General features: G+C 56.5%; 17 protein-coding genes. 13 read left to right on the top strand and 4 right to left on the bottom strand.

Annotation, left to right across the window (positions count from 1 at the left end; genetic code table 11):
• The first annotated feature begins 18 nt into the window (after positions 1-18).
• The 8 genes from infB to ACLI4M_RS07065 all read left to right on the top strand — a co-directional run bounded on the left by infB (position 19) and on the right by ACLI4M_RS07065 (position 10,068).
• Positions 19-2,712, top strand: coding sequence for a translation initiation factor IF-2 (gene infB, locus ACLI4M_RS07100; protein WP_048914490.1), 2,694 nt, complete (start codon positions 19-21; stop codon positions 2,710-2,712).
• Between the two features lie 69 nt (positions 2,713-2,781).
• Complete coding sequence (rbfA, locus tag ACLI4M_RS07095; RefSeq protein WP_048914491.1) at positions 2,782-3,195, top strand: 30S ribosome-binding factor RbfA; 414 nt, start codon at positions 2,782-2,784, stop codon at positions 3,193-3,195.
• On the top strand, positions 3,195-4,139 hold the full coding sequence (truB, locus tag ACLI4M_RS07090) for a tRNA pseudouridine(55) synthase TruB (protein WP_048914492.1): 945 nt from the start codon (positions 3,195-3,197) through the stop codon (positions 4,137-4,139). Before rbfA ends, truB begins: the two co-directional genes overlap by 1 nt.
• A gap of 107 nt (positions 4,140-4,246) precedes the next feature.
• Positions 4,247-4,516: a 30S ribosomal protein S15 gene (rpsO, locus tag ACLI4M_RS07085; RefSeq protein ID WP_048914493.1), complete on the top strand. Its 270-nt coding sequence runs from the start codon at positions 4,247-4,249 to the stop codon at positions 4,514-4,516.
• 308 nt (positions 4,517-4,824) lie between these two features.
• Positions 4,825-6,963 (top strand): polyribonucleotide nucleotidyltransferase, encoded by a 2,139-nt coding sequence (gene pnp / locus ACLI4M_RS07080; RefSeq protein WP_099753986.1) that lies wholly within the window; start codon positions 4,825-4,827, stop codon positions 6,961-6,963.
• Positions 6,964-7,092: 129 nt separating this feature from the next.
• Positions 7,093-7,977, top strand: a complete 885-nt coding sequence (nlpI, locus tag ACLI4M_RS07075; RefSeq protein ID WP_133622611.1) for a lipoprotein NlpI — start codon at positions 7,093-7,095, stop codon at positions 7,975-7,977.
• Positions 7,978-8,081: 104 nt separating this feature from the next.
• The gene (gene yrbN / locus ACLI4M_RS07070) at positions 8,082-8,162 is read left to right on the top strand and encodes a protein YrbN (RefSeq protein WP_099753987.1); all 81 of its coding nucleotides are present in this window, start codon (positions 8,082-8,084) and stop codon (positions 8,160-8,162) included.
• Complete coding sequence (locus ACLI4M_RS07065) at positions 8,155-10,068, top strand: DEAD/DEAH family ATP-dependent RNA helicase (RefSeq protein WP_062818065.1); 1,914 nt, start codon at positions 8,155-8,157, stop codon at positions 10,066-10,068. The genes yrbN and ACLI4M_RS07065 overlap by 8 nt, the downstream gene beginning before the upstream one ends.
• A gap of 98 nt (positions 10,069-10,166) precedes the next feature.
• Here the strand turns inward: ACLI4M_RS07065 and ACLI4M_RS07060 are convergent, their stop codons facing one another.
• On the bottom strand, positions 10,167-11,177 hold the full coding sequence (locus ACLI4M_RS07060) for a luciferase-like monooxygenase (RefSeq protein WP_133622612.1): 1,011 nt from the start codon (positions 11,175-11,177) through the stop codon (positions 10,167-10,169).
• 339 nt (positions 11,178-11,516) lie between these two features.
• Here ACLI4M_RS07060 and ACLI4M_RS07055 point away from each other — a divergent pair, with 339 nt between their 5' ends.
• From ACLI4M_RS07055 to ACLI4M_RS07045, 3 genes are read left to right on the top strand one after another with little or no spacing between them, the layout of a single operon-like run.
• The gene (locus ACLI4M_RS07055) at positions 11,517-12,488 is read left to right on the top strand and encodes an HlyD family secretion protein (protein ID WP_133622613.1); all 972 of its coding nucleotides are present in this window, start codon (positions 11,517-11,519) and stop codon (positions 12,486-12,488) included.
• Positions 12,476-13,624, top strand: coding sequence for an ABC transporter permease (locus ACLI4M_RS07050; protein ID WP_133622614.1), 1,149 nt, complete (start codon positions 12,476-12,478; stop codon positions 13,622-13,624). Before ACLI4M_RS07055 ends, ACLI4M_RS07050 begins: the two co-directional genes overlap by 13 nt.
• Complete coding sequence (locus tag ACLI4M_RS07045) at positions 13,621-14,733, top strand: ABC transporter permease (RefSeq protein WP_133622615.1); 1,113 nt, start codon at positions 13,621-13,623, stop codon at positions 14,731-14,733. The genes ACLI4M_RS07050 and ACLI4M_RS07045 overlap by 4 nt, the downstream gene beginning before the upstream one ends.
• A gap of 193 nt (positions 14,734-14,926) precedes the next feature.
• Here ACLI4M_RS07045 and ACLI4M_RS07040 read toward each other — a convergent pair whose 3' ends face one another.
• Both ACLI4M_RS07040 and ubiU read right to left on the bottom strand, forming a co-directional pair.
• On the bottom strand, positions 14,927-15,805 hold the full coding sequence (locus ACLI4M_RS07040) for a U32 family peptidase (protein ID WP_133622616.1): 879 nt from the start codon (positions 15,803-15,805) through the stop codon (positions 14,927-14,929).
• 9 nt (positions 15,806-15,814) lie between these two features.
• Positions 15,815-16,810 carry a ubiquinone anaerobic biosynthesis protein UbiU gene (ubiU, locus tag ACLI4M_RS07035; RefSeq protein ID WP_133622617.1) on the bottom strand — a complete coding sequence of 332 codons (996 nt, stop codon included), beginning with the start codon at positions 16,808-16,810 and terminating at the stop codon, positions 15,815-15,817.
• A gap of 208 nt (positions 16,811-17,018) precedes the next feature.
• On the opposite strand from ubiU, the gene ubiT reads away from it, so the two are divergent.
• Both ubiT and ACLI4M_RS07025 read left to right on the top strand, forming a co-directional pair.
• Positions 17,019-17,543 (top strand): ubiquinone anaerobic biosynthesis accessory factor UbiT, encoded by a 525-nt coding sequence (gene ubiT / locus ACLI4M_RS07030; protein ID WP_413449794.1) that lies wholly within the window; start codon positions 17,019-17,021, stop codon positions 17,541-17,543.
• Positions 17,537-18,040, top strand: coding sequence for a GNAT family N-acetyltransferase (locus ACLI4M_RS07025; RefSeq protein ID WP_133622619.1), 504 nt, complete (start codon positions 17,537-17,539; stop codon positions 18,038-18,040). Before ubiT ends, ACLI4M_RS07025 begins: the two co-directional genes overlap by 7 nt.
• Here the strand turns inward: ACLI4M_RS07025 and ACLI4M_RS07020 are convergent.
• Positions 18,027-18,332 (bottom strand): GIY-YIG nuclease family protein, encoded by a 306-nt coding sequence (locus tag ACLI4M_RS07020; protein ID WP_133622620.1) that lies wholly within the window; start codon positions 18,330-18,332, stop codon positions 18,027-18,029. The genes ACLI4M_RS07025 and ACLI4M_RS07020 overlap by 14 nt on opposite strands.
• Positions 18,333-18,350 lie beyond the last annotated feature (18 nt).

Genomic DNA, 18,350 nt, shown 5'->3' with positions numbered 1-18,350 from the left:
GTAGCAGGAAGGAACAGCATGACGACAGATGTAACCGTAAAATCGCTGGCCGCAGAGATTCAGACACCGGTAGAACGCCTGGTACAGCAATTTGCTGATGCAGGGATCCAAAAGTCTGAAACCGACTCTGTTACCCAGCACGAGAAAGAGACATTACTTACCCATCTGAATCGCGATCATGGCGGCGGATCTGGTAAGCTGACTTTGCAGCGCAAGACGCGCAGCACATTAAGTGTTCCAGGCACCGGGGGCAAAAGTAAGTCGGTGCAAATCGAAGTCCGCAAAAAACGCACTTATGTAAAAGGCGATCCGGCTGATGCTGAACAGGCAGAAGCAGAAGCCCAGGCAGAGCGTGAAGCGGAAGAACTGGCTCGTCGCGAGGCTGAAGAACAAGCCCAGCGCGCAGCTCAAGACAAAGCGAAGCGTGAAGCCGAGGAGCAGGCCAAGCGTGAGGCAGCTGATAAAGCCAAACGTGAAGCAGCGGAAAAAGATAAAGTGAGCAATCAACATACCGACGATACCACCCGGGCTTCCCAGTCCGACAAAGCCCGCCGTGAAGCGGAAGCGGCAGAACTGAAGCGTAAAGCTGAAGAAGAAGCGCATCGCAAGATCGAAGAAGAAGCGAAGCGCGTAGCCGAAGAAGCTCGCAAAATGGCGGCCGAACGAGGTGAAGAGTGGGCGCAAGTTAAAGAGGTTGAAGACACCTCTGATTACCACGTCACCACTTCAACTCACGCCCGTGCTGCAGAAGACGAAAACGACGCTCAGGTTGAAGGTGACCGTCGCACTCGCACTGCGGTACGCCCAGCCAAAGCCCCGGTTCGCAAGAAAGGCAACAAGCATTCTGAAGCGAAAACTGACCGTGAAGAAGCGCGTGCGCAGGTTCGCGGCGGTAAAGGCGGCAAGCGTAAGCCAAGCACCCTGCAGCAGAGCTTCAACAAGCCTGTTCAGGCGGTTAACCGTGACGTCATTATCGGCGAAACTGTTACCGTAGCTGAGCTGGCTAACAAGATGGCAGTCAAAGGTTCCCAGGTCATCAAAGCGATGATGAAAATGGGCGCAATGGCGACCATCAACCAGGTTATCGATCAGGAAACTGCCCAGCTGGTCGCGGAAGAGATGGGTCACAAAGTGACGCTGCGCCGCGAGAATGAGCTGGAAGAAGCGGTAATGAGCGATCGTGATACCGATGCCGTTCACGAATCCCGTGCGCCGGTTGTCACCATCATGGGTCACGTTGACCATGGTAAAACCTCTCTGCTGGACTATATCCGTTCGACCAAAGTCGCCTCTGGCGAAGCGGGCGGCATTACTCAGCACATCGGTGCATACCACGTTGAAACCGACAACGGTATGGTGACCTTCCTGGATACCCCGGGCCACGCAGCGTTTACTTCAATGCGTGCACGTGGTGCTCAGGCAACGGATATCGTTATCCTGGTTGTTGCAGCAGACGATGGCGTGATGCCACAGACTATCGAAGCTATTCAGCACGCCAAAGCGGCCAAAGTGCCGGTTGTCGTTGCAGTGAACAAGTGCGATAAGCCAGAAGCCGATCCGGATCGTGTTAAAAACGAACTGACTCAGTACGGGATCATCCCGGAAGAGTGGGGCGGCGAGAACATGTTCGTCAACGTTTCTGCAAAAGCCGGTACCGGTATCGACGACCTGCTGAACGTTATCCTGCTGCAGGCTGAAGTTCTGGAGCTGAGCGCAGTTCGCCAGGGTATGGCAAGCGGTGTGGTTATCGAATCCTTCCTGGATAAAGGTCGTGGTCCGGTTGCTACCGTGCTGGTACGTGAAGGTACGCTGAACAAAGGCGATATCGTACTGTGCGGCTTCGAGTATGGCCGTGTGCGTGCGATGCGTGACGAGCTGGGCCGCGAAGTGATGACTGCGGGTCCATCTATCCCGGTTGAGATCCTCGGCCTGTCCGGTGTTCCGGCAGCGGGCGATGAAGCGACCGTGGTACGTGACGAGAAGAAAGCCCGTGAAGTTGCGCTGTATCGTCAGGGCAAATTCCGTGAAGTTAAGCTGGCGCGTCAGCAGAAATCTAAGCTGGAAAACATGTTTGCTAACATGACCGAAGGCGAAGTTTCCGAGCTGAACATCGTGCTGAAAGCTGACGTACAGGGTTCTGTCGAAGCGATCTCCGAGTCCCTGATGAAGCTTTCTACTGATGAAGTGAAAGTGAAAATCATCGGTTCTGGCGTGGGCGGTATCACTGAAACCGACGCCACTCTGGCCGCTGCGTCTAACGCAATCCTGGTTGGCTTCAACGTTCGTGCCGATGCTTCTGCGCGCCGCGTGATTGATTCTGAAAGCCTGGATCTGCGTTACTACTCCGTCATCTATAATCTGATTGACGAAGTGAAAGCAGCGATGAGCGGTATGCTGGCACCTGAGTACAAACAGCAGATCATTGGTCTGGCTGCGGTACGTGATGTGTTCAAATCACCGAAATTTGGTGCTATCGCCGGTTGTATGGTGACTGAAGGTAACATCAAACGTCACAACCCAATCCGCGTACTGCGTGACAACGTGGTTATCTACGAAGGCGAGCTGGAATCTCTGCGCCGCTTCAAAGATGACGTTAACGAAGTCCGTAACGGCATGGAATGTGGTATCGGCGTGAAGAACTACAACGATGTGCGTGTTGGCGATATGATCGAAGTCTTCGAAATTATCGAAATCCAGCGTACCATTGATTAATAGTCACTTTTCATAATTGACTGTATTTGGGAGGCTTCTGGCCTCCCAAATTATTTGGAGAGAATAATTATGGCGAAAGAATTCGGTCGCCCGCAGCGTGTTTCACAGGAGCTGCAAAAGGAGATCGCAATGATCCTGCAGCGCGAGATTAAAGATCCGCGCCTCGGCATGATGGTGACGGTTTCTGGCGTTGATGTATCACGCGACCTGGCCTATGCCAAAGTGTTCGTGACCTTCCTCAACGACAAAGATGAAGCGGCAATCAAAGCTGGCCTGCGTGCGCTGGGCGATGCCTCAGGCTACATCCGTACCCTGCTGGGCAAAGCGATGCGCCTGCGCATCGTGCCAGAGCTGACCTTCTTCTACGATAACTCGCTGGTTGAAGGGATGCGTATGTCGAACCTGGTGACCAACGTCGTCAGAAACGATGAAGAGCGCCGTGGCCCGGCAGAAGATGAAGAGCAAGAAGGCAAAGCAGAGTAATGAGTCGTCCTCGTCGTCGCGGTCGCGATATTCACGGCGTACTGTTGCTGGATAAATCTAGCGGATTGTCCTCCAACGACGCGCTGCAGAAAGTCAAACGCCTGTATAACGCCAACCGTGCCGGTCATACCGGTGCGCTGGATCCGCTGGCAACCGGCATGCTGCCGATCTGCCTTGGGGAAGCGACTAAGTTTTCCCAGTATCTGCTGGAGTCCGACAAGCGTTACCGGGTGATTGCCCGCCTCGGGCAGCGCACGGATACATCTGATGCCGATGGCATCGTGGTCAGCGAGCGTCCGGTTACCTTCAGCGCTGATATGCTGGAGCAGGCGCTGGAGAGTTTCCGTGGTGAGACCCAGCAGGTGCCGTCGATGTATTCGGCCCTGAAGTACCAGGGGCGCAAGCTGTATGAATATGCGCGAGAAGGCATTGAAGTGCCGCGTGAATCACGCCGTATCGTGGTTTACGAGCTGCTGTTTATCCGCCATGAAGGGGATGAGCTGGAGTTGGAAATTCACGTGTCGAAAGGCACCTACATCCGCACCATTATCGACGATCTCGGCGAGAAGCTGGGCTGTGGTGCACACGTGACCTATCTGCGCCGCTTACAGGTTGCCACCTATCCCATTGAAAAGATGGTGACGCTGGAACAGTTGCAGGAGCTGGCGGAAGAGGCTCATCGTCAGGAGAAAGCCCCGGCGGAGCTGCTGGATGCACTGCTGATGCCGATGGACAGCCCGGCGGCGGAATACCCGGTGGTTAACCTGCTGAGCTCGGTTGCCGCTTACTTCAAGCAGGGCATGCCGGTTCAGGCAGCAGGCGCGCCGGCCAGCGGGCTGGTTCGCGTGACTGAGGGTGACGAGCACAAGTTTATCGGCATGGCAGAAATTGCTGACGATGGACGCGTGGCACCGCGCCGCCTGGTTGTAGAATATTCCGACTAGCCATTTGCGATTAAGTGGCGCGCAGAGTAGAATGGCGCGGCTTTACACTGGGTTGCTGAATTAGAGATCGGCGCCTGTACATTTATCTTTTAATTTGGAGTTGTATCATGTCTCTAAGTGTTGAATCTAAAGCACAAATCGTTGCTGATTTCGGTCGCGGCGCAAACGACAGTGGTTCTACCGAAGTTCAGGTTGCTCTGCTGACCGCACAGATTAACCATCTGCAGGGTCACTTCTCTGAGCACAAGAAAGACCACCACAGCCGTCGTGGCCTGCTGCGCATGGTATCTCAGCGTCGTAAGCTGCTGGATTACCTGAAGCGTAAAGACGTTGCACGCTACACCAGCCTGATCGAGCGTCTGGGTCTGCGTCGCTAAGTCTTACGGGTTGTCCCGCCACGCTATCAGAGCAATCTGGCAGAAAAGTGGGGAAACCGGACAACCTGTGCGAGATTCGCTGGAAGGGGCCTTTATGGCCCCTTTTTTCACGCAAGCGGCAGCAATTATGCGCAAACTATTGTATTGTTGCTGGGTGTGATCTTCAGTTGCAGAGGTTCGCGCGGCTAATGAGAGGCTTTGTCCCATTGGGGATTAGGGTTGTCATTAGTCGCGAGGATGCAAAAATGAAGATCGGAAATCCACGGCCGGTATAAAAAACTACCCGCCCTGATGTTAAGGAAATAATTTTGCTGAATCCGATCGTTAAAAAATTCCAGTATGGTCAGCATACCGTCACTATTGAGACCGGTATGATGGCTCGCCAGGCAACAGCTGCTGTCATGGTAAGCATGGACGACACTGCGGTGTTCGTAACTGTTGTAGGCCGTAAAAATGCAAAACCAGGTCAGGATTTCTTCCCGCTGACCGTTAACTATCAGGAGCGTACTTACGCTGCTGGTCGTATCCCAGGCAGCTTCTTCCGTCGTGAAGGCCGCCCAAGCGAAGGCGAGACCCTGACTTCACGTCTGATTGACCGCCCGCTGCGCCCACTGTTCCCGGAAGGTTTCGTCAACGAAGTACAGGTTATCGCGACCGTGGTTTCCGTTAACCCACAGGTTAACCCGGATATCGTTGCCCTGATCGGTGCTTCTGCAGCGCTGGCGCTGTCTGGCCTGCCGTTCAACGGTCCAATCGGTGCTGCGCGCGTCGGTTACCTGAACGACCAGTACGTACTGAACCCAACTACCGATGAGCTGAAAGAGAGCAAGCTGGACCTGGTGGTTGCAGGTACTAAAGCCGCTGTTCTGATGGTGGAATCTGAAGCTGAGCTGTTGAGCGAAGACCAGATGCTGGGCGCAGTGGTGTTTGGCCACGAGCAGCAGCAGATCGTTATCGACACCATCAACGAACTGGTCGCCGTTGCCGGTAAACCTCGTTGGGACTGGCAGCCAGAAGCTGTAAACGAAGCTTTACATGGTCGTATCGCTGCACTGGCGGAATCTCGCCTGAGCGATGCTTACCGCATCACCGAAAAACAGGAGCGTTACGCTCAGGTTGACGTGATCAAATCTGAAACCACCGCTGCACTGCTGGCTGAAGACGAAGCGCTGGACGCTGGCGAAATCAGCGACATCCTTCACACGCTGGAAAAAAATGTGGTTCGTAGCCGCATCCTGCGCGGTGAGCCACGCATCGACGGTCGCGAAAAAGACATGATCCGTGGTCTGGACGTGCGCACTGGCGTACTGCCACGTACTCACGGCTCTGCGCTGTTCACCCGTGGTGAAACTCAGGCGCTGGTGACGGCAACTCTGGGTACTGCCCGTGATGCGCAGAACCTTGATGAGCTGATGGGCGAGCGTACCGACAACTTCCTGTTCCACTACAACTTCCCTCCATACTCTGTCGGCGAAACCGGCATGGTTGGTTCACCGAAGCGTCGTGAAATTGGTCACGGTCGTCTGGCGAAACGCGGCGTGCTGGCAGTGATGCCTAAAGGCGATGCGTTCCCATACACCGTGCGTGTCGTGTCTGAAATCACTGAATCAAACGGCTCGTCTTCAATGGCGTCTGTTTGCGGTGCTTCTCTGGCACTGATGGATGCAGGCGTACCAATCAAAGCTGCCGTAGCCGGTATCGCGATGGGCCTGGTCAAAGACGAAAACAACTTTGTTGTACTGTCCGATATCCTCGGCGACGAAGATCACCTCGGCGACATGGACTTCAAAGTAGCCGGTAGCCGTGAAGGTATCACCGCGCTGCAGATGGACATCAAAATTGAAGGTATCACCCGCGAAATCATGCATGAAGCACTGAACCAGGCTAAGGGCGCGCGTCTGCACATCCTCAGCGTGATGGAACAGGCTATCAGCACGCCGCGTGGCGACATCTCTCAGTTTGCTCCACGCATCCACACCATCAAGATCAGCGTTGATAAGATCAAAGACGTAATCGGTAAAGGTGGCTCGGTTATCCGTGCGCTGACAGAAGAGACTGGCACTACCATCGAAATCGAAGATGACGGTACTGTGAAAATCGCAGCAACCGACGGCGACAAAGCGAAGTTCGCGATTCGTCGTATCGAAGAGATCACCGCAGAAATCGAAGTAGGCCGTATCTACAACGGTAAAGTGACCCGCATCGTTGACTTCGGTGCCTTCGTCGCAATCGGTGGCGGTAAAGAAGGTCTGGTACACATTTCTCAGATCGCTGACAAGCGCGTAGAAAAAGTGACTGACTATCTGGCGATGGGTCAGGAAGTTCCAGTAAAAGTGTTGGAAGTTGACCGTCAGGGCCGTGTACGCCTGAGCATCAAAGAAGCCAGCGAGCAGGCTCAGCCTGAAGCAGCTCCAGAAGCGTCAGCGGCAACGCCTGAAGCAGAATAAGCGCATCACCATTGAGTTCCCCGCGCCAGCCGGTGCGGGGAATTGTTTGAACGCGAGGGCGGGATGGCCTTGTGCATGGCAGGCGGATGACAGGATGTGCATCCCAATGTTTGTTTTCAGGAGTGGGAAATGAAGCCATTTTTGCGCTGGTGTATTGTTGCGACAGCTTTAACGCTGGCAGGATGCAGCAACACCGATTGGCGTAAGAACGAAGTTTTGGCAGTCCCTTTGCAGCCTACGCTGCAACAGGAAGTCATTCTCGCTCGCATGGAACAAATACTTGCCAGTCGGTCATTGACCGATGATGAACGCGCACAGCTGTTATATGAGCGCGGAGTGTTGTATGATAGTTTGGGTTTGAGAGCACTGGCGCGGAATGATTTTTCACAAGCGCTGTCTATCAGACCCGATATGCCTGAAGTATTCAATTACTTAGGCATTTATTTAACGCAGGCAGGCAATTTTGATGCTGCCTATGAAGCGTTCGATTCTGTACTTGAGCTTGATCCAACTTACAATTATGCGCGTTTAAATCGTGGTATCGCCCTGTATTACGGCGGAAGATTTAAACTGGCGCAAGATGATCTGCTGGCGTTTTATCAAGACGATCCTAACGATCCCTTCCGCAGCCTGTGGCTGTATCTCACAGAACGTGAGATCAACGCAGACCAGGCCAAAGTTTCGCTGAAACAGCGTTACGACAAAGCGGTTAAGGACCAATGGGGATGGAATATTGTCGAGTTCTACCTGGGTGACATCAGTGAAAAAACGCTGATGGAAAGGCTCCAGGCAGACGCAACGGATAACACCTCGCTCGCTGAACATCTCAGTGAAACCAACTTCTATTTAGGTAAGTACTACCTAAGTCTGGGGGAGAAGGACAACGCAGAAGCGTTGTTCAAGCTGACGGTCGCCAACAACGTTCACAACTTTGTTGAGCATCGATATGCATTGTTGGAGCTGGCGCTACTCGGCCAGACACAAGACGATTTATCAGAATCTGACCAGCAATAGCTGACGAACTTTTATTGCCCGAATTTTCGAAAAGTCATCATCTTAGCGGATGAGGGCCTTTTTGTTCGTCGAAACCACTAATTTGAGCCGGTTCACACTTTTTGATGAAAATGACTGAAAATTTTCACGACGAGTTATGTAGACTGGCCGCCGCAATCTACGAGGCACGTGTACTACATGACTGATATCCAAACTACTTTTGCTGACCTTGGCCTGAACGCCGACATCCTTGAATCACTGAACGGTATGGGCTACGTGAAGCCTTCCCCAATCCAGCTTGAGTGTATTCCTCATCTGCTGGCGGGCCGTGACGTGCTGGGTATGGCACAGACCGGTAGCGGAAAAACGGCGGCTTTCTCTCTGCCGCTGCTGCATAACATTGACCCAACTGTTAAAGCACCACAGATTCTGGTGCTGGCACCGACCCGCGAACTGGCGGTTCAGGTTGCTGAAGCCATGACCGAATTCGCGAAACACATGCGTGGCCTGAACGTGGTTGCCCTGTACGGCGGCCAGCGTTACGACGTGCAGCTGCGCGCACTGCGTCAGGGACCACAGGTTGTTGTGGGTACCCCTGGCCGTCTGCTTGACCACCTGAAGCGCGGCACGTTAGATCTGTCTAACCTGCGCGGCCTGGTGCTGGACGAAGCTGATGAAATGCTGCGTATGGGCTTCATCGAAGACGTTGAAACCATCATGGCGCAGATCCCAGAAGGTCATCAGACCGCGCTGTTCTCGGCTACCATGCCAGAAGCGATTCGTCGTATTACTAAACGCTTCATGAAAGATCCTCAGGAAGTGCGTATTCAGTCAAGCATGACTACGCGCCCGGACATCAGCCAGAGCTACTGGACTGCCTACGGCCGTAAAACTGATGCACTGACCCGATTCCTGGAAGCTGAAGATTTTGATGCTGCTATCATCTTCGTGCGTACGAAAAACGCCACGCTGGAAGTGGCCGAAGCGCTGGAGCGTAGCGGTTACAACAGTGCTGCACTGAACGGTGACATGAACCAGGCACTGCGTGAGCAGACGCTGGAGCGCCTGAAAGATGGTCGTCTGGACATCCTGATCGCGACCGACGTTGCGGCACGTGGTCTGGACGTTGAGCGTATCAGCCTGGTTGTTAACTACGATATCCCTATGGATGCCGAATCTTACGTGCACCGCATCGGCCGTACCGGTCGTGCTGGTCGTGCTGGCCGCGCGCTGCTGTTCGTTGAGAACCGCGAGCGTCGTCTGCTGCGTAACATTGAACGCACCATGAAGCTGACTATTCCAGAAGTTGAACTGCCTAACGCAGAACTGCTGGGTGAGCGTCGTCTGGCTAAGTTCGCCGCTAAAGTTCAGCAGCAGCTGGAAAGCAGCGATCTGGAACAGTACCGCGCACTGCTGGCTAAAATGCAGCCGGAAGATGAGCTGGATATTGAAACGCTGGCCGCAGCACTGCTGAAAATGGCTCAGGGCGAACGTCCACTGATCGTGCCTGCTGATGCGCCACAGCGCCCACGCAGCCAGTTCCGTGACCGTGACGAGCGTCGTGAAGGCGGTCGTGGTGACCGTCCAGAGCGTGGCCCACGTGAACCACGTAGCGAAGCTGCCGGTGACCGTCCACGCCGTGAACGTCGTGACGTTGGCGATATGGAAGTTTACCGTATTGAAGTTGGCCGTGATGACGGTGTTGAAGTGCGTCATATCGTTGGCGCTATCGCTAACGAAGGCGACATCAGCAGCCGCTACATTGGTAACATCAAGCTGTTCGGTACGCACTCTACCATCGAGCTGCCGAAAGGCATGCCGGGCGATGTGCTGTCGCATTTCACCCGCACGCGTATTCTGAACAAGCCGATGAACATGCAGCTGATTGGTGATGCGGTTCCACGCAGCAACGACCGTGGCGGCGAACGTCGTCCAGGCGGCCCGGCACGCGGTGGCTTCGGCGCTGGTGCAGGTCGTGAAGGTGGTCGTGGTGCAGAAGGCGGTCGTCGCTTCAGCAACGAGCGTAGCGGTGAGCGTCGCCCAGGCGGCCCATCACGCGGCCCACGTCGTGAAGACACTGGCGCAGCGCCAACTCGTCGTCGTGATGCATAATCACTGACGCAAAATATAAAACCAGCCTTCGGGCTGGTTTTTTTATGCCTGCAGTTTACGTAGGGTCGAGGCATGCCTCGACCTTTATTCACTAATCACTAAAGTGAATTACGCGCCTGCATCGCCAGCTCGAAAGAGTAGAGCCGCGCCTGGCTGTCAAAGATCTGGCCATTCACCATAATCTCATCCGCCTGCGTTTCGCGCATCAGCGCCGCAAGGCCGTGACGTACCTTCTCTTTATCACCGACCACCGACATGCTCAACGCCTGCTGAACGCCATACTGTTCGGACGGCGACCACAGGTTATCCATGTTTTCTACCGGAGCCGGCAGCGGGCCGGGTTTGCCGCGGCGCAAATTGATGAACTGCTGCTGCATGGAGGTAAACAGGAAGCGCGCATCACGCTCGCTGTCGGCCGCTACCACGTTGACGCATACCATGGCATACGGTTTAGCCAGCCGTTCTGACGGCTTGAAGTTCTCGCGGTAGAGGTGCAGCGCCTGCATCAGCATTTCAGGAGCAAAGTGGGAGGCAAAGGCAAACGGCAGCCCCATCTGAGCCGAGAGCTGCGCGCTATACAGGCTGGAGCCGAGCAGCCAGACCGGAATTTTCAGTCCGGTACCGGGAACGGGCTGCACCGGCGGCGCGGGCTCGTCTTCGGGCGCATCGAACCAGCGGATCAGCTCAGCGACATCGGCCGGAAAATTGTCGACGTGGCCGGCCATATGGCGGCGCAGGGCCATCATGGTGCGCTGGTCTGAACCCGGCGCACGGCCAAGCCCCAGATCGATACGGCCGGGATAGAGCGACTCCAGCGTGCCGAACTGCTCGGCAATCACCAGCGGCGCATGGTTGGGCAGCATCACGCCGCCAGAGCCTAAGCGCAGCGTATCGGTATTGGCCGCCAGATAGCCGATCAGTACCGAGGTGGCGGCGCTGGCGATCCCGGTCATATTATGGTGTTCGGCCAGCCAGTAGCGGTGAAAACCGAGTTTCTCTGACTGCTGTGCCAGCGCGAGTGAAGCGTGGAAGGCATCGCGAGGAGAACGTCCCTGCGGGATCGGGGCAAGGTCGAGTACCGACAACGGTACATTTTTCTTATCAGGCATAGTTGCTCACTTTGTCTAACGGCCGGGAGTGCGCCATGTGCAAAATTACAGGCTACGGGATCTTCTGCCGCTGTAATTGTCCGTTCGCAGCACTTTTGCTAAAACGTTCGGCGATTAATTAGGCTGCTAGTTAAATAAAGTATTACCTAACTGCCAGCATAATTAAACCGCATTATTTACTCGGTTTCCCTCCCCCGGCCGCGCCGCAAAGTGGTTAAACAACAAAAATCGCCACCGGCGAGCGAGTATATTGCTGATAACCTGGACTTTCTTTGCGAAGGATATTGCAATGCTTTGCCTCAGTAACGCCCTGAAGCGACTGATTTCAGGGGCTTTTCGATGAAAAAAAGAGCCTTTTTTACCCTGCTGATTATCATTTCAGGCATCGCTCTGGCCGTCCTTATCCGCGCGCATAATCACGACCTGCTGTTGCAGGGAGAAGTCGATGCCACCGAAGTGATCGTCTCCTCAAAAGCGAAAGGGCGCGTGGTGGAGAAGCGGGTACGGCGCGGCGACGATGTCAGCGCCGGGCAGTCTCTCATCGTGCTGGATGCCCCCGAACTGATTGCCCAGCTTAAGGCTGCCGAAGCGGCGCGTGACCAGGCGCAGGCGACGTTAGACCTCTCCCTGAACGGCACCCGTGAAGAAACGGTTCGTAACCTGAAAGCATTGCTGCAACAGGCTCAGGCGACCTGGCGTGATGCCCAGTCCACCTGGCAGCGCGATCTGAGCGTGGCGCAGAAGGGCTATATCTCCGCCGAACAGCTGGATAATGCCCGCCAGGCGCGCGACGGTGCCTGGCAGCAGGTGCAGGCGGCGCGGGCTAATCTCGATCAGGGGGTAAATGGCGATCGCATCGAGCAGCGTGAAGCCTATCTGGCACAGCTGCGCCAGGCAGAGCAGAACCTGCTGGAGATTAAAGCCCAGAGCGATGAACTGGTGGTGCATGCCCCGGTAGCGGGGGAGGTAGGGCCAATCCCGGCTGAGCGCGGGGAATTACTTAATGCAGGCAGCCCGCTGCTGACGCTGATCGAGCTGCCCACCGCCTGGTTCACATTTAATCTGCGCGAGGACATTCTCGCTCACGTGCGCAAGGGCGATAAAATACGCATTCGCGTCCCGGCGCTGAATAATCGGGTGATCGAGGCGGAGGTGCGCTATATCGCGCCGCTCGGCGACTACGCGACCAAACGCGCCACGCGCGCCACCGGGGATTTTGACCTCAAAACCTTTGAGGTGCGGCTTTACCCACTCACGCCGGTTGAAGGCCTGCGTCAGGGAATGAGTGCCCTGTGGTCATGGCAGACGTAAAAGACGGGCTGTGGGCATTTGGCCACGCCTTCAGTCGTGAAGTCCGCGTTGCCTGGCGTAAACCGGTGTTCCACTGGCTGGGCTGGTGTTTTCCGCTGCTGCTGTTCGCCCTGATTGCCAGCGATTTCTCCGAGGGATCGCTGATGGATCTGCCGGTGGCGGCGGTCGATCAGGATCACAGCACGCTATCGCGCACGCTGATACGCAATCTGAATGCAGGCTCGCATGCCGATGTCAGCCAGGATGCCGGCGGTGAGCCGCAAGCGCTGGAGAAATTACGCCAGGCACAGGCGTATGCCGTGCTGTTGATCCCGCCATTTTTCGAAGCCGATACGCTGGCGGGTCGGCAGCCGCGCGTCACGCTCTACTACAACGCGCTGTTTTATGGCGCGGGCTTTTACTCGACGCAGGATTTCGCCGGGCTGGTCAGTACGCTGAATGCGCAGTATCAGCCGGTGCTGGCGGCGGCCACCGGGCGGGCAATGCCAGCGCTACCCCACGCAACGCTGGCTTATGACAGCCTGTTTAACGCCAGCGGCAGCTATATCTACTATCAGCAGTTCGCCGCCAGTATTCATATGGTGCAGCTGTTCGCCGTCACCTGCATGATCTACGTGCTGGCACGCAGCCGGCCGCTGATTTACCAACGGCATTTTGCTATGGCGCTGCTCGGTAAGCTGGCCCCTTACACCTTGTGCTACACGGTGCTGCTGGTGAGCGAAATCGCCCTGCTGGTCGGCGTATTCAGCGCGCGGGTGGTGGGAAACCCCTTCTATATTCTGTGCGTGGCTTTCTTCTACGTCATGGCGGCGCAAAGCCTCGGCATCCTGCTATTTAGCTTCACCGGGAGTGCGATCACCGCCTATATGATGATGGGGATTATGGTCAGCATTGCCCTGACATTTTCCGGCACGGCAATGCCGGAGCTGTCGATGCCGTGGCCGGCTCAGCTGATCTCCAATCTGGAGCCGCTCACCCACGCGCTGTATGCCATGTTTGATCTGTTCCTGCGCGACGTTCCGGGAAAACCGGTGGCCAGCGTCTGCCTGCTGCTGCTGGTCTATCCGCTGGCTGTGGCGCTATTGGTGCGTAAACGCCTGTTCCGCCGTCTGGCAACGCCGGAGGAGATGCAGTGAGGCTGTGGTGGCAGGCCTTCACCACAACGCTCAGCGGGCTACTGCAAAAACCGATGTGGATGATGCTGCTCTGTTCGCTCTGCCTGATGAGTACGGTGTATCTCAATCACAGCGTCTGGGATCTGCCCGTTGCGGTGATCGATATGGACCACAGCCCGGCCAGCAGAATGCTGACTCGCCAGCTTGATGCTACGCCGAAAATCACCAACGTGGCCTACAGCAGCCTGCCGCAGGCGCTCAGCGACCTTGGCCTGCGCAAACTGTTTGCGGTGATTATTCTGCCGCAGGATATGGAACAGAAGATGTTGGCAGGGAAAGAGGTCACGCTGCCGGTCTACGGAGATGCCACCAACCGCCTGGCGAATGGTCAGATCCAGCAGGATGTCATGGCCGCCTGGCAGCAGGTTTTAGGGCGCTACAATCTCAAGCTGATGATGATGGCGGGTTTTAGCGAACGGCAGGCTACGGTGGTGCTGACGCCATTTATTGGCCAGGCCATCGATGTGTTTAACCCGGGGATCAGCTTTGCAGCGATTGTCTTTCCCGGCCTGCTGGTGATGCTGCTGCAGCACTCGCTGCTGATTGCCGGCGTGCGCGTCAGCATGACGCTGCGCAGCCAGGGGCCCTTACCCCTGCCGGTGACGCTAGGCACGCTCTCCGCGCTGATCCCCATCTGGCTGTTTCTTTCTATCGTGCTGTTTGCCCTGTGGCCTTGGGTACTGGGCTATCGGCAAACGGCCAGCATCCCCGAGCTACTGATGCTGACGTTCCCGTTCCAGCTGGCGGTGCTGGGCCTGGCGAAGCTGGTGACCGAGTGCCTGCGTGAGGTAGAGCGCATCTACTTTTCGCTGTCGTTTATTACCACCCCGGTCTACTACCTTTCCGGCACGCTGTGGCCGGTGCAGTCGATGCCAGACTGGGTACGCGGCATTTCGATGATGCTGCCCTCAACCTGGGGCACGCGGATGATTGCCGGGGTAAATCAGATGGGGCTGCCGCTTAGCGAAGTGAGTCAAGATGTGGTGATGCTGCTGATCATGGCGGTGGTCTATACGGTACTGGGGATGGGGGTCGGAAAGCTGCGCGACTACCTCGATCGTCGCCATTGACGGTGGGTCGGGCATGCCCGACCCCTACATGAATATGATTAGGGGCGGCGCACGCCCGACCCCTACATGAATATGATTAGGGGCGGCGCACGCCCGACCCCTACATGAATATGATTAGGGGCGGTGGCATGCCCGGCCCCTACATGAATATGAGTAGGGGCGGCGGCATGCCCCGCCCGTACAGACGGCGTAGTTACTCCACCAACTCTAGCCCCGCCACCCGCTGCCAGTAGCCGTTGCAGTCGGCCGATCGCGCCAGGCTCAGCGGCTGCCTGCCGGTTTCATTGGCGCGAAAGCGCTCGATCATTGCCAGCGTGTCATCTCCCTGCGGCGACAGGCGCACAATATCCACCAGCCCCTGCATCGACAGCAGATCGTTACCCAGGTTGTAGCAGTAGCCGCTCATGGTCTGAATACCGTTCAGCACAAACACCGGCTGATCCTCCTGGGTGCGCACCTGCCGCCCGTGCGGGTAGTCAATACAGCAGGTCTGGCACTCGTCCTTACTGCGGTTTTCGGCGCGGGCGCTAAAACAGCGCGCAGAGTACGCCAGCGGCAGATAGCCATAGCTCAGCACCTCGACTTCAAACTGCCGGCGGATCCCCAGTTCGTCGCACTGCAGCAGCAGCTGCGCCAGCCAGTCTCGCGACAGCTCGACCGGCATGCACCAGCGCATCATGCCCATTTTCAGCAGCAGCTGCAGCGTCACCGCGTTGTAGATATTCAGCGCAGGCCCGGCAACAAAGGGCACGCCCGCATCGCAGGCCAGGGTGACGGCGCCGACGTCGTTCGCCTCAATCAGAAACTCGCCGTTATCCACATAGCGCTTCAGCTCCGTCAGCTCGGAAGGTGACTGCACCAGCGCCAGGGTGCTGAGCACCACCTGCTTGCCAGCGGCGGCCAGATCTTTCGCCATCGCCAGCCAGTCGGCTGCTTTAGTACTGCGGCGCTTGCTGCACACCGATTCGCCAAGGTAGATAATCTCTGCCTCACTGTGCGCTGCGGCCTGGTAAAACGCCTGCAGCGTCTCTTTCGGCCAGTACCACAGCACCGGCCCGAGGGAATATTTCATACCGATCTCCTACTGCCACTGGCGGTGATAGGCGCCAAGGGTGGTCTGCGTGCCTTCGCTCAGCGCACTGAGTGCCGTCATCCACTGCGGCTGCGGCGCGTAATTGGCCGGGTCGGCTTGGCAGCGGTCAATGGCCTGGCGCCAGATGCGCGTCACCTGTTCAACGTAGGCCGGGCTGCGCTGGCGGCCCTCAATTTTTACCGAGGCAATATTGGCCGCCAGCAGCGCCGGCAGCAGCGCAAGGGTATTCAGGCTGGTGGGCTCTTCCAGCGCGTGATAAGGCGTTTCTGCCACCTTGTAGCGCCCTTTGCACAGCGTAGGATAGCCCGCGTTTTCACCGGCACCATAACGGTCGATCAGCACCTCATTCAGGCGCGACTCCAGCCCGGCAGGCGTCTGCTGCCAGCGTACAAAGCGCGCAGGAGAGCAGGCACCCACGGTATTCGGTGACTCGCCGGTGAGATAAGAGGAGAGATAGCAGCGCCCCTCGGCCATGATGCACAGGCTGCCAAAGGCAAAAACTTCCAGCGCAACCGCCGTGTCGCGTGCCAGCTGGCGCACCTGATGCATCGATAGCACGCGCGGCAATACCACGCGTGCCACATCGAAGTTACGCTGGTAAAAGCGCAACGCGGCGGCATTGGTCGCGGAAGCCTGCACGGAAACATGACGCTCAATATGGGGATATCGCTCGGCGGCATACGCCAGCATGGCGATATCTGCCAGGATTAAAGCATCGGCTCCGGCGTGGGCGGCCATATCCACGGCGCGCTGCCAGCGGTTGAAACCGTCAGGATGGGCAAAGGTATTAATGGCGACGTGCAGCTTACGCCTGCGCTGATGCACATAATTTGCCGCTTCCTGCAGGCGTTTATCGGTGAAGTTCAGTCCGGCAAAATGACGGGCGTTGGTTTCATCTTTCAGACCGATGTAAACCGCGTCAGCGCCGTTTTCAATGGCAGCCTTCAGCGCCGGAAGGTTTCCGGCCGGGCAGAGAAGTTCCATGTAATCGAATCCAACTTATCAGTAGAATCGATGAGTTTAGTGAGGAAGGCTGCGACAAATTTTGATTTAAGGCAGCTATTGGCGTATTGATGGGGTTCGATTCTCTGGATAAAACCCCTATAGTTCGCGCACTTTGTTGATCCAGCCGTCTGACGCGTTTTGCCAGTATGGCAAAATAGCCGAAATTTATTCGTAAGGAGTGATAATGGTGTTGAACCCGCTACGCACCCACTGTGTCCGTAAGGGGCCGCAATTGTTGCGTTTCCCGCTGCGGTTTACCCCGTTCGCATTGAAGAAGCCGTTGCTGCAGTCGCTGTTACGCTGGCAGTTTCAACAGGCACTGGCAGAAGGTGAGCTAGACTTTCTTGAGGGGCGCTGGTTAGGGATTGAGGTCACTGACCTCGGGCTGCGTTGGTCAGTCACGCTGGAACAGGGGCGACTGCAGGTAGCCAATCGGGAAACGGCAGATGTCTGGTTTCGTGCAGAAGCCAACGATCTGCTGTTAATCGCCGCCCGCAGGGTGGATCCCGATACGCTGTTTTTCCAGCGTCGCCTGATTATCGAAGGAGATACCGAGCTGGGTCTGGAAGTGAAAAACCTGATGGATGCGGTCGATCTTGAATCCATGCCGACGCCGTTGCGCATCGGACTTATGCAACTGGCTGATTTTGTTGAAGCCGGACTGAACGAGGGCGCGATTTCCCCTACGGGTCGCGTAGGTGCAACATGTTAATTCGTACAGAAATTGGAGTGGATGCTGCCAGCATCGACAGCCTGCTGCGTCGCTGTTTTCCCACCTCAGCGGAAGCTGAACTGGTGCAGCAGCTGCGGGAAGATGGCTTGTTAACGCTCGGCGTCGTCGCCACCGATGATGAAGGCCAGGTTCTCGGCTATGCGGCGTTCAGCCCGGTTACGCTGGCGGAAGAAGATCGTCAGTGGGTGGGGCTGGCGCCGCTGGCGGTGGATGAGAGCGTGCGTAAGCAGGGGCTGGGCAAACAGCTGATTTATGAAGGGCTGGATACGCTGAATGAGTTTGGCTATGCCGCGGTGGTAGTGCTGGGCGACCCGGCATACTTCGGGCGTTATGGCTTTGAACCGGCAGCGCGTCAAGGCCTGCAGTGCAAATGGCAGAACAGCGAAGCGGCGTTTCAGGTCTATAAGCTGGCGGAGGATGCGTTCAGCGGTGCAGAAGGGCGCATCGAGTATTCGGCGCCGTTTAACCGCCTCTGAGCGTGTTCAGCCACAATACCAATGACACGGGCTGGTGCTCCACCAGCCTGATTTTTTCCTGCCGTTTTAACTGCTTCACCTGATACTCCAGCTTTGACGCCAGCGAACGGTCCCCGGCTTCGCAGTGAAACATCAGCTCGAGCGGACCCTTGCCGCGCAAGGCTTTCGCCCCTTTGCCGCACTGATGCTGGGCGAAGCGCCGCTGCACGTCATTGGTGATCCCGGTATAGAGCATGCCGCTGGCGGTGCGCAGGATATAGAGCCGCCAGTCGCCGGATGCCGCAGAATTCATAGGCTGTCTCAGGGTGAT

Source organism: Erwinia sp. LJJL01 (assembly GCF_047300805.2).
In the GTDB taxonomy this organism is placed as follows: Bacteria; Pseudomonadota; Gammaproteobacteria; order Enterobacterales; family Enterobacteriaceae; genus Erwinia; species Erwinia aphidicola.
Note: the sequence above shows the minus strand (reverse complement) of the source record. Positions and strands in the feature narration are given on the sequence as shown.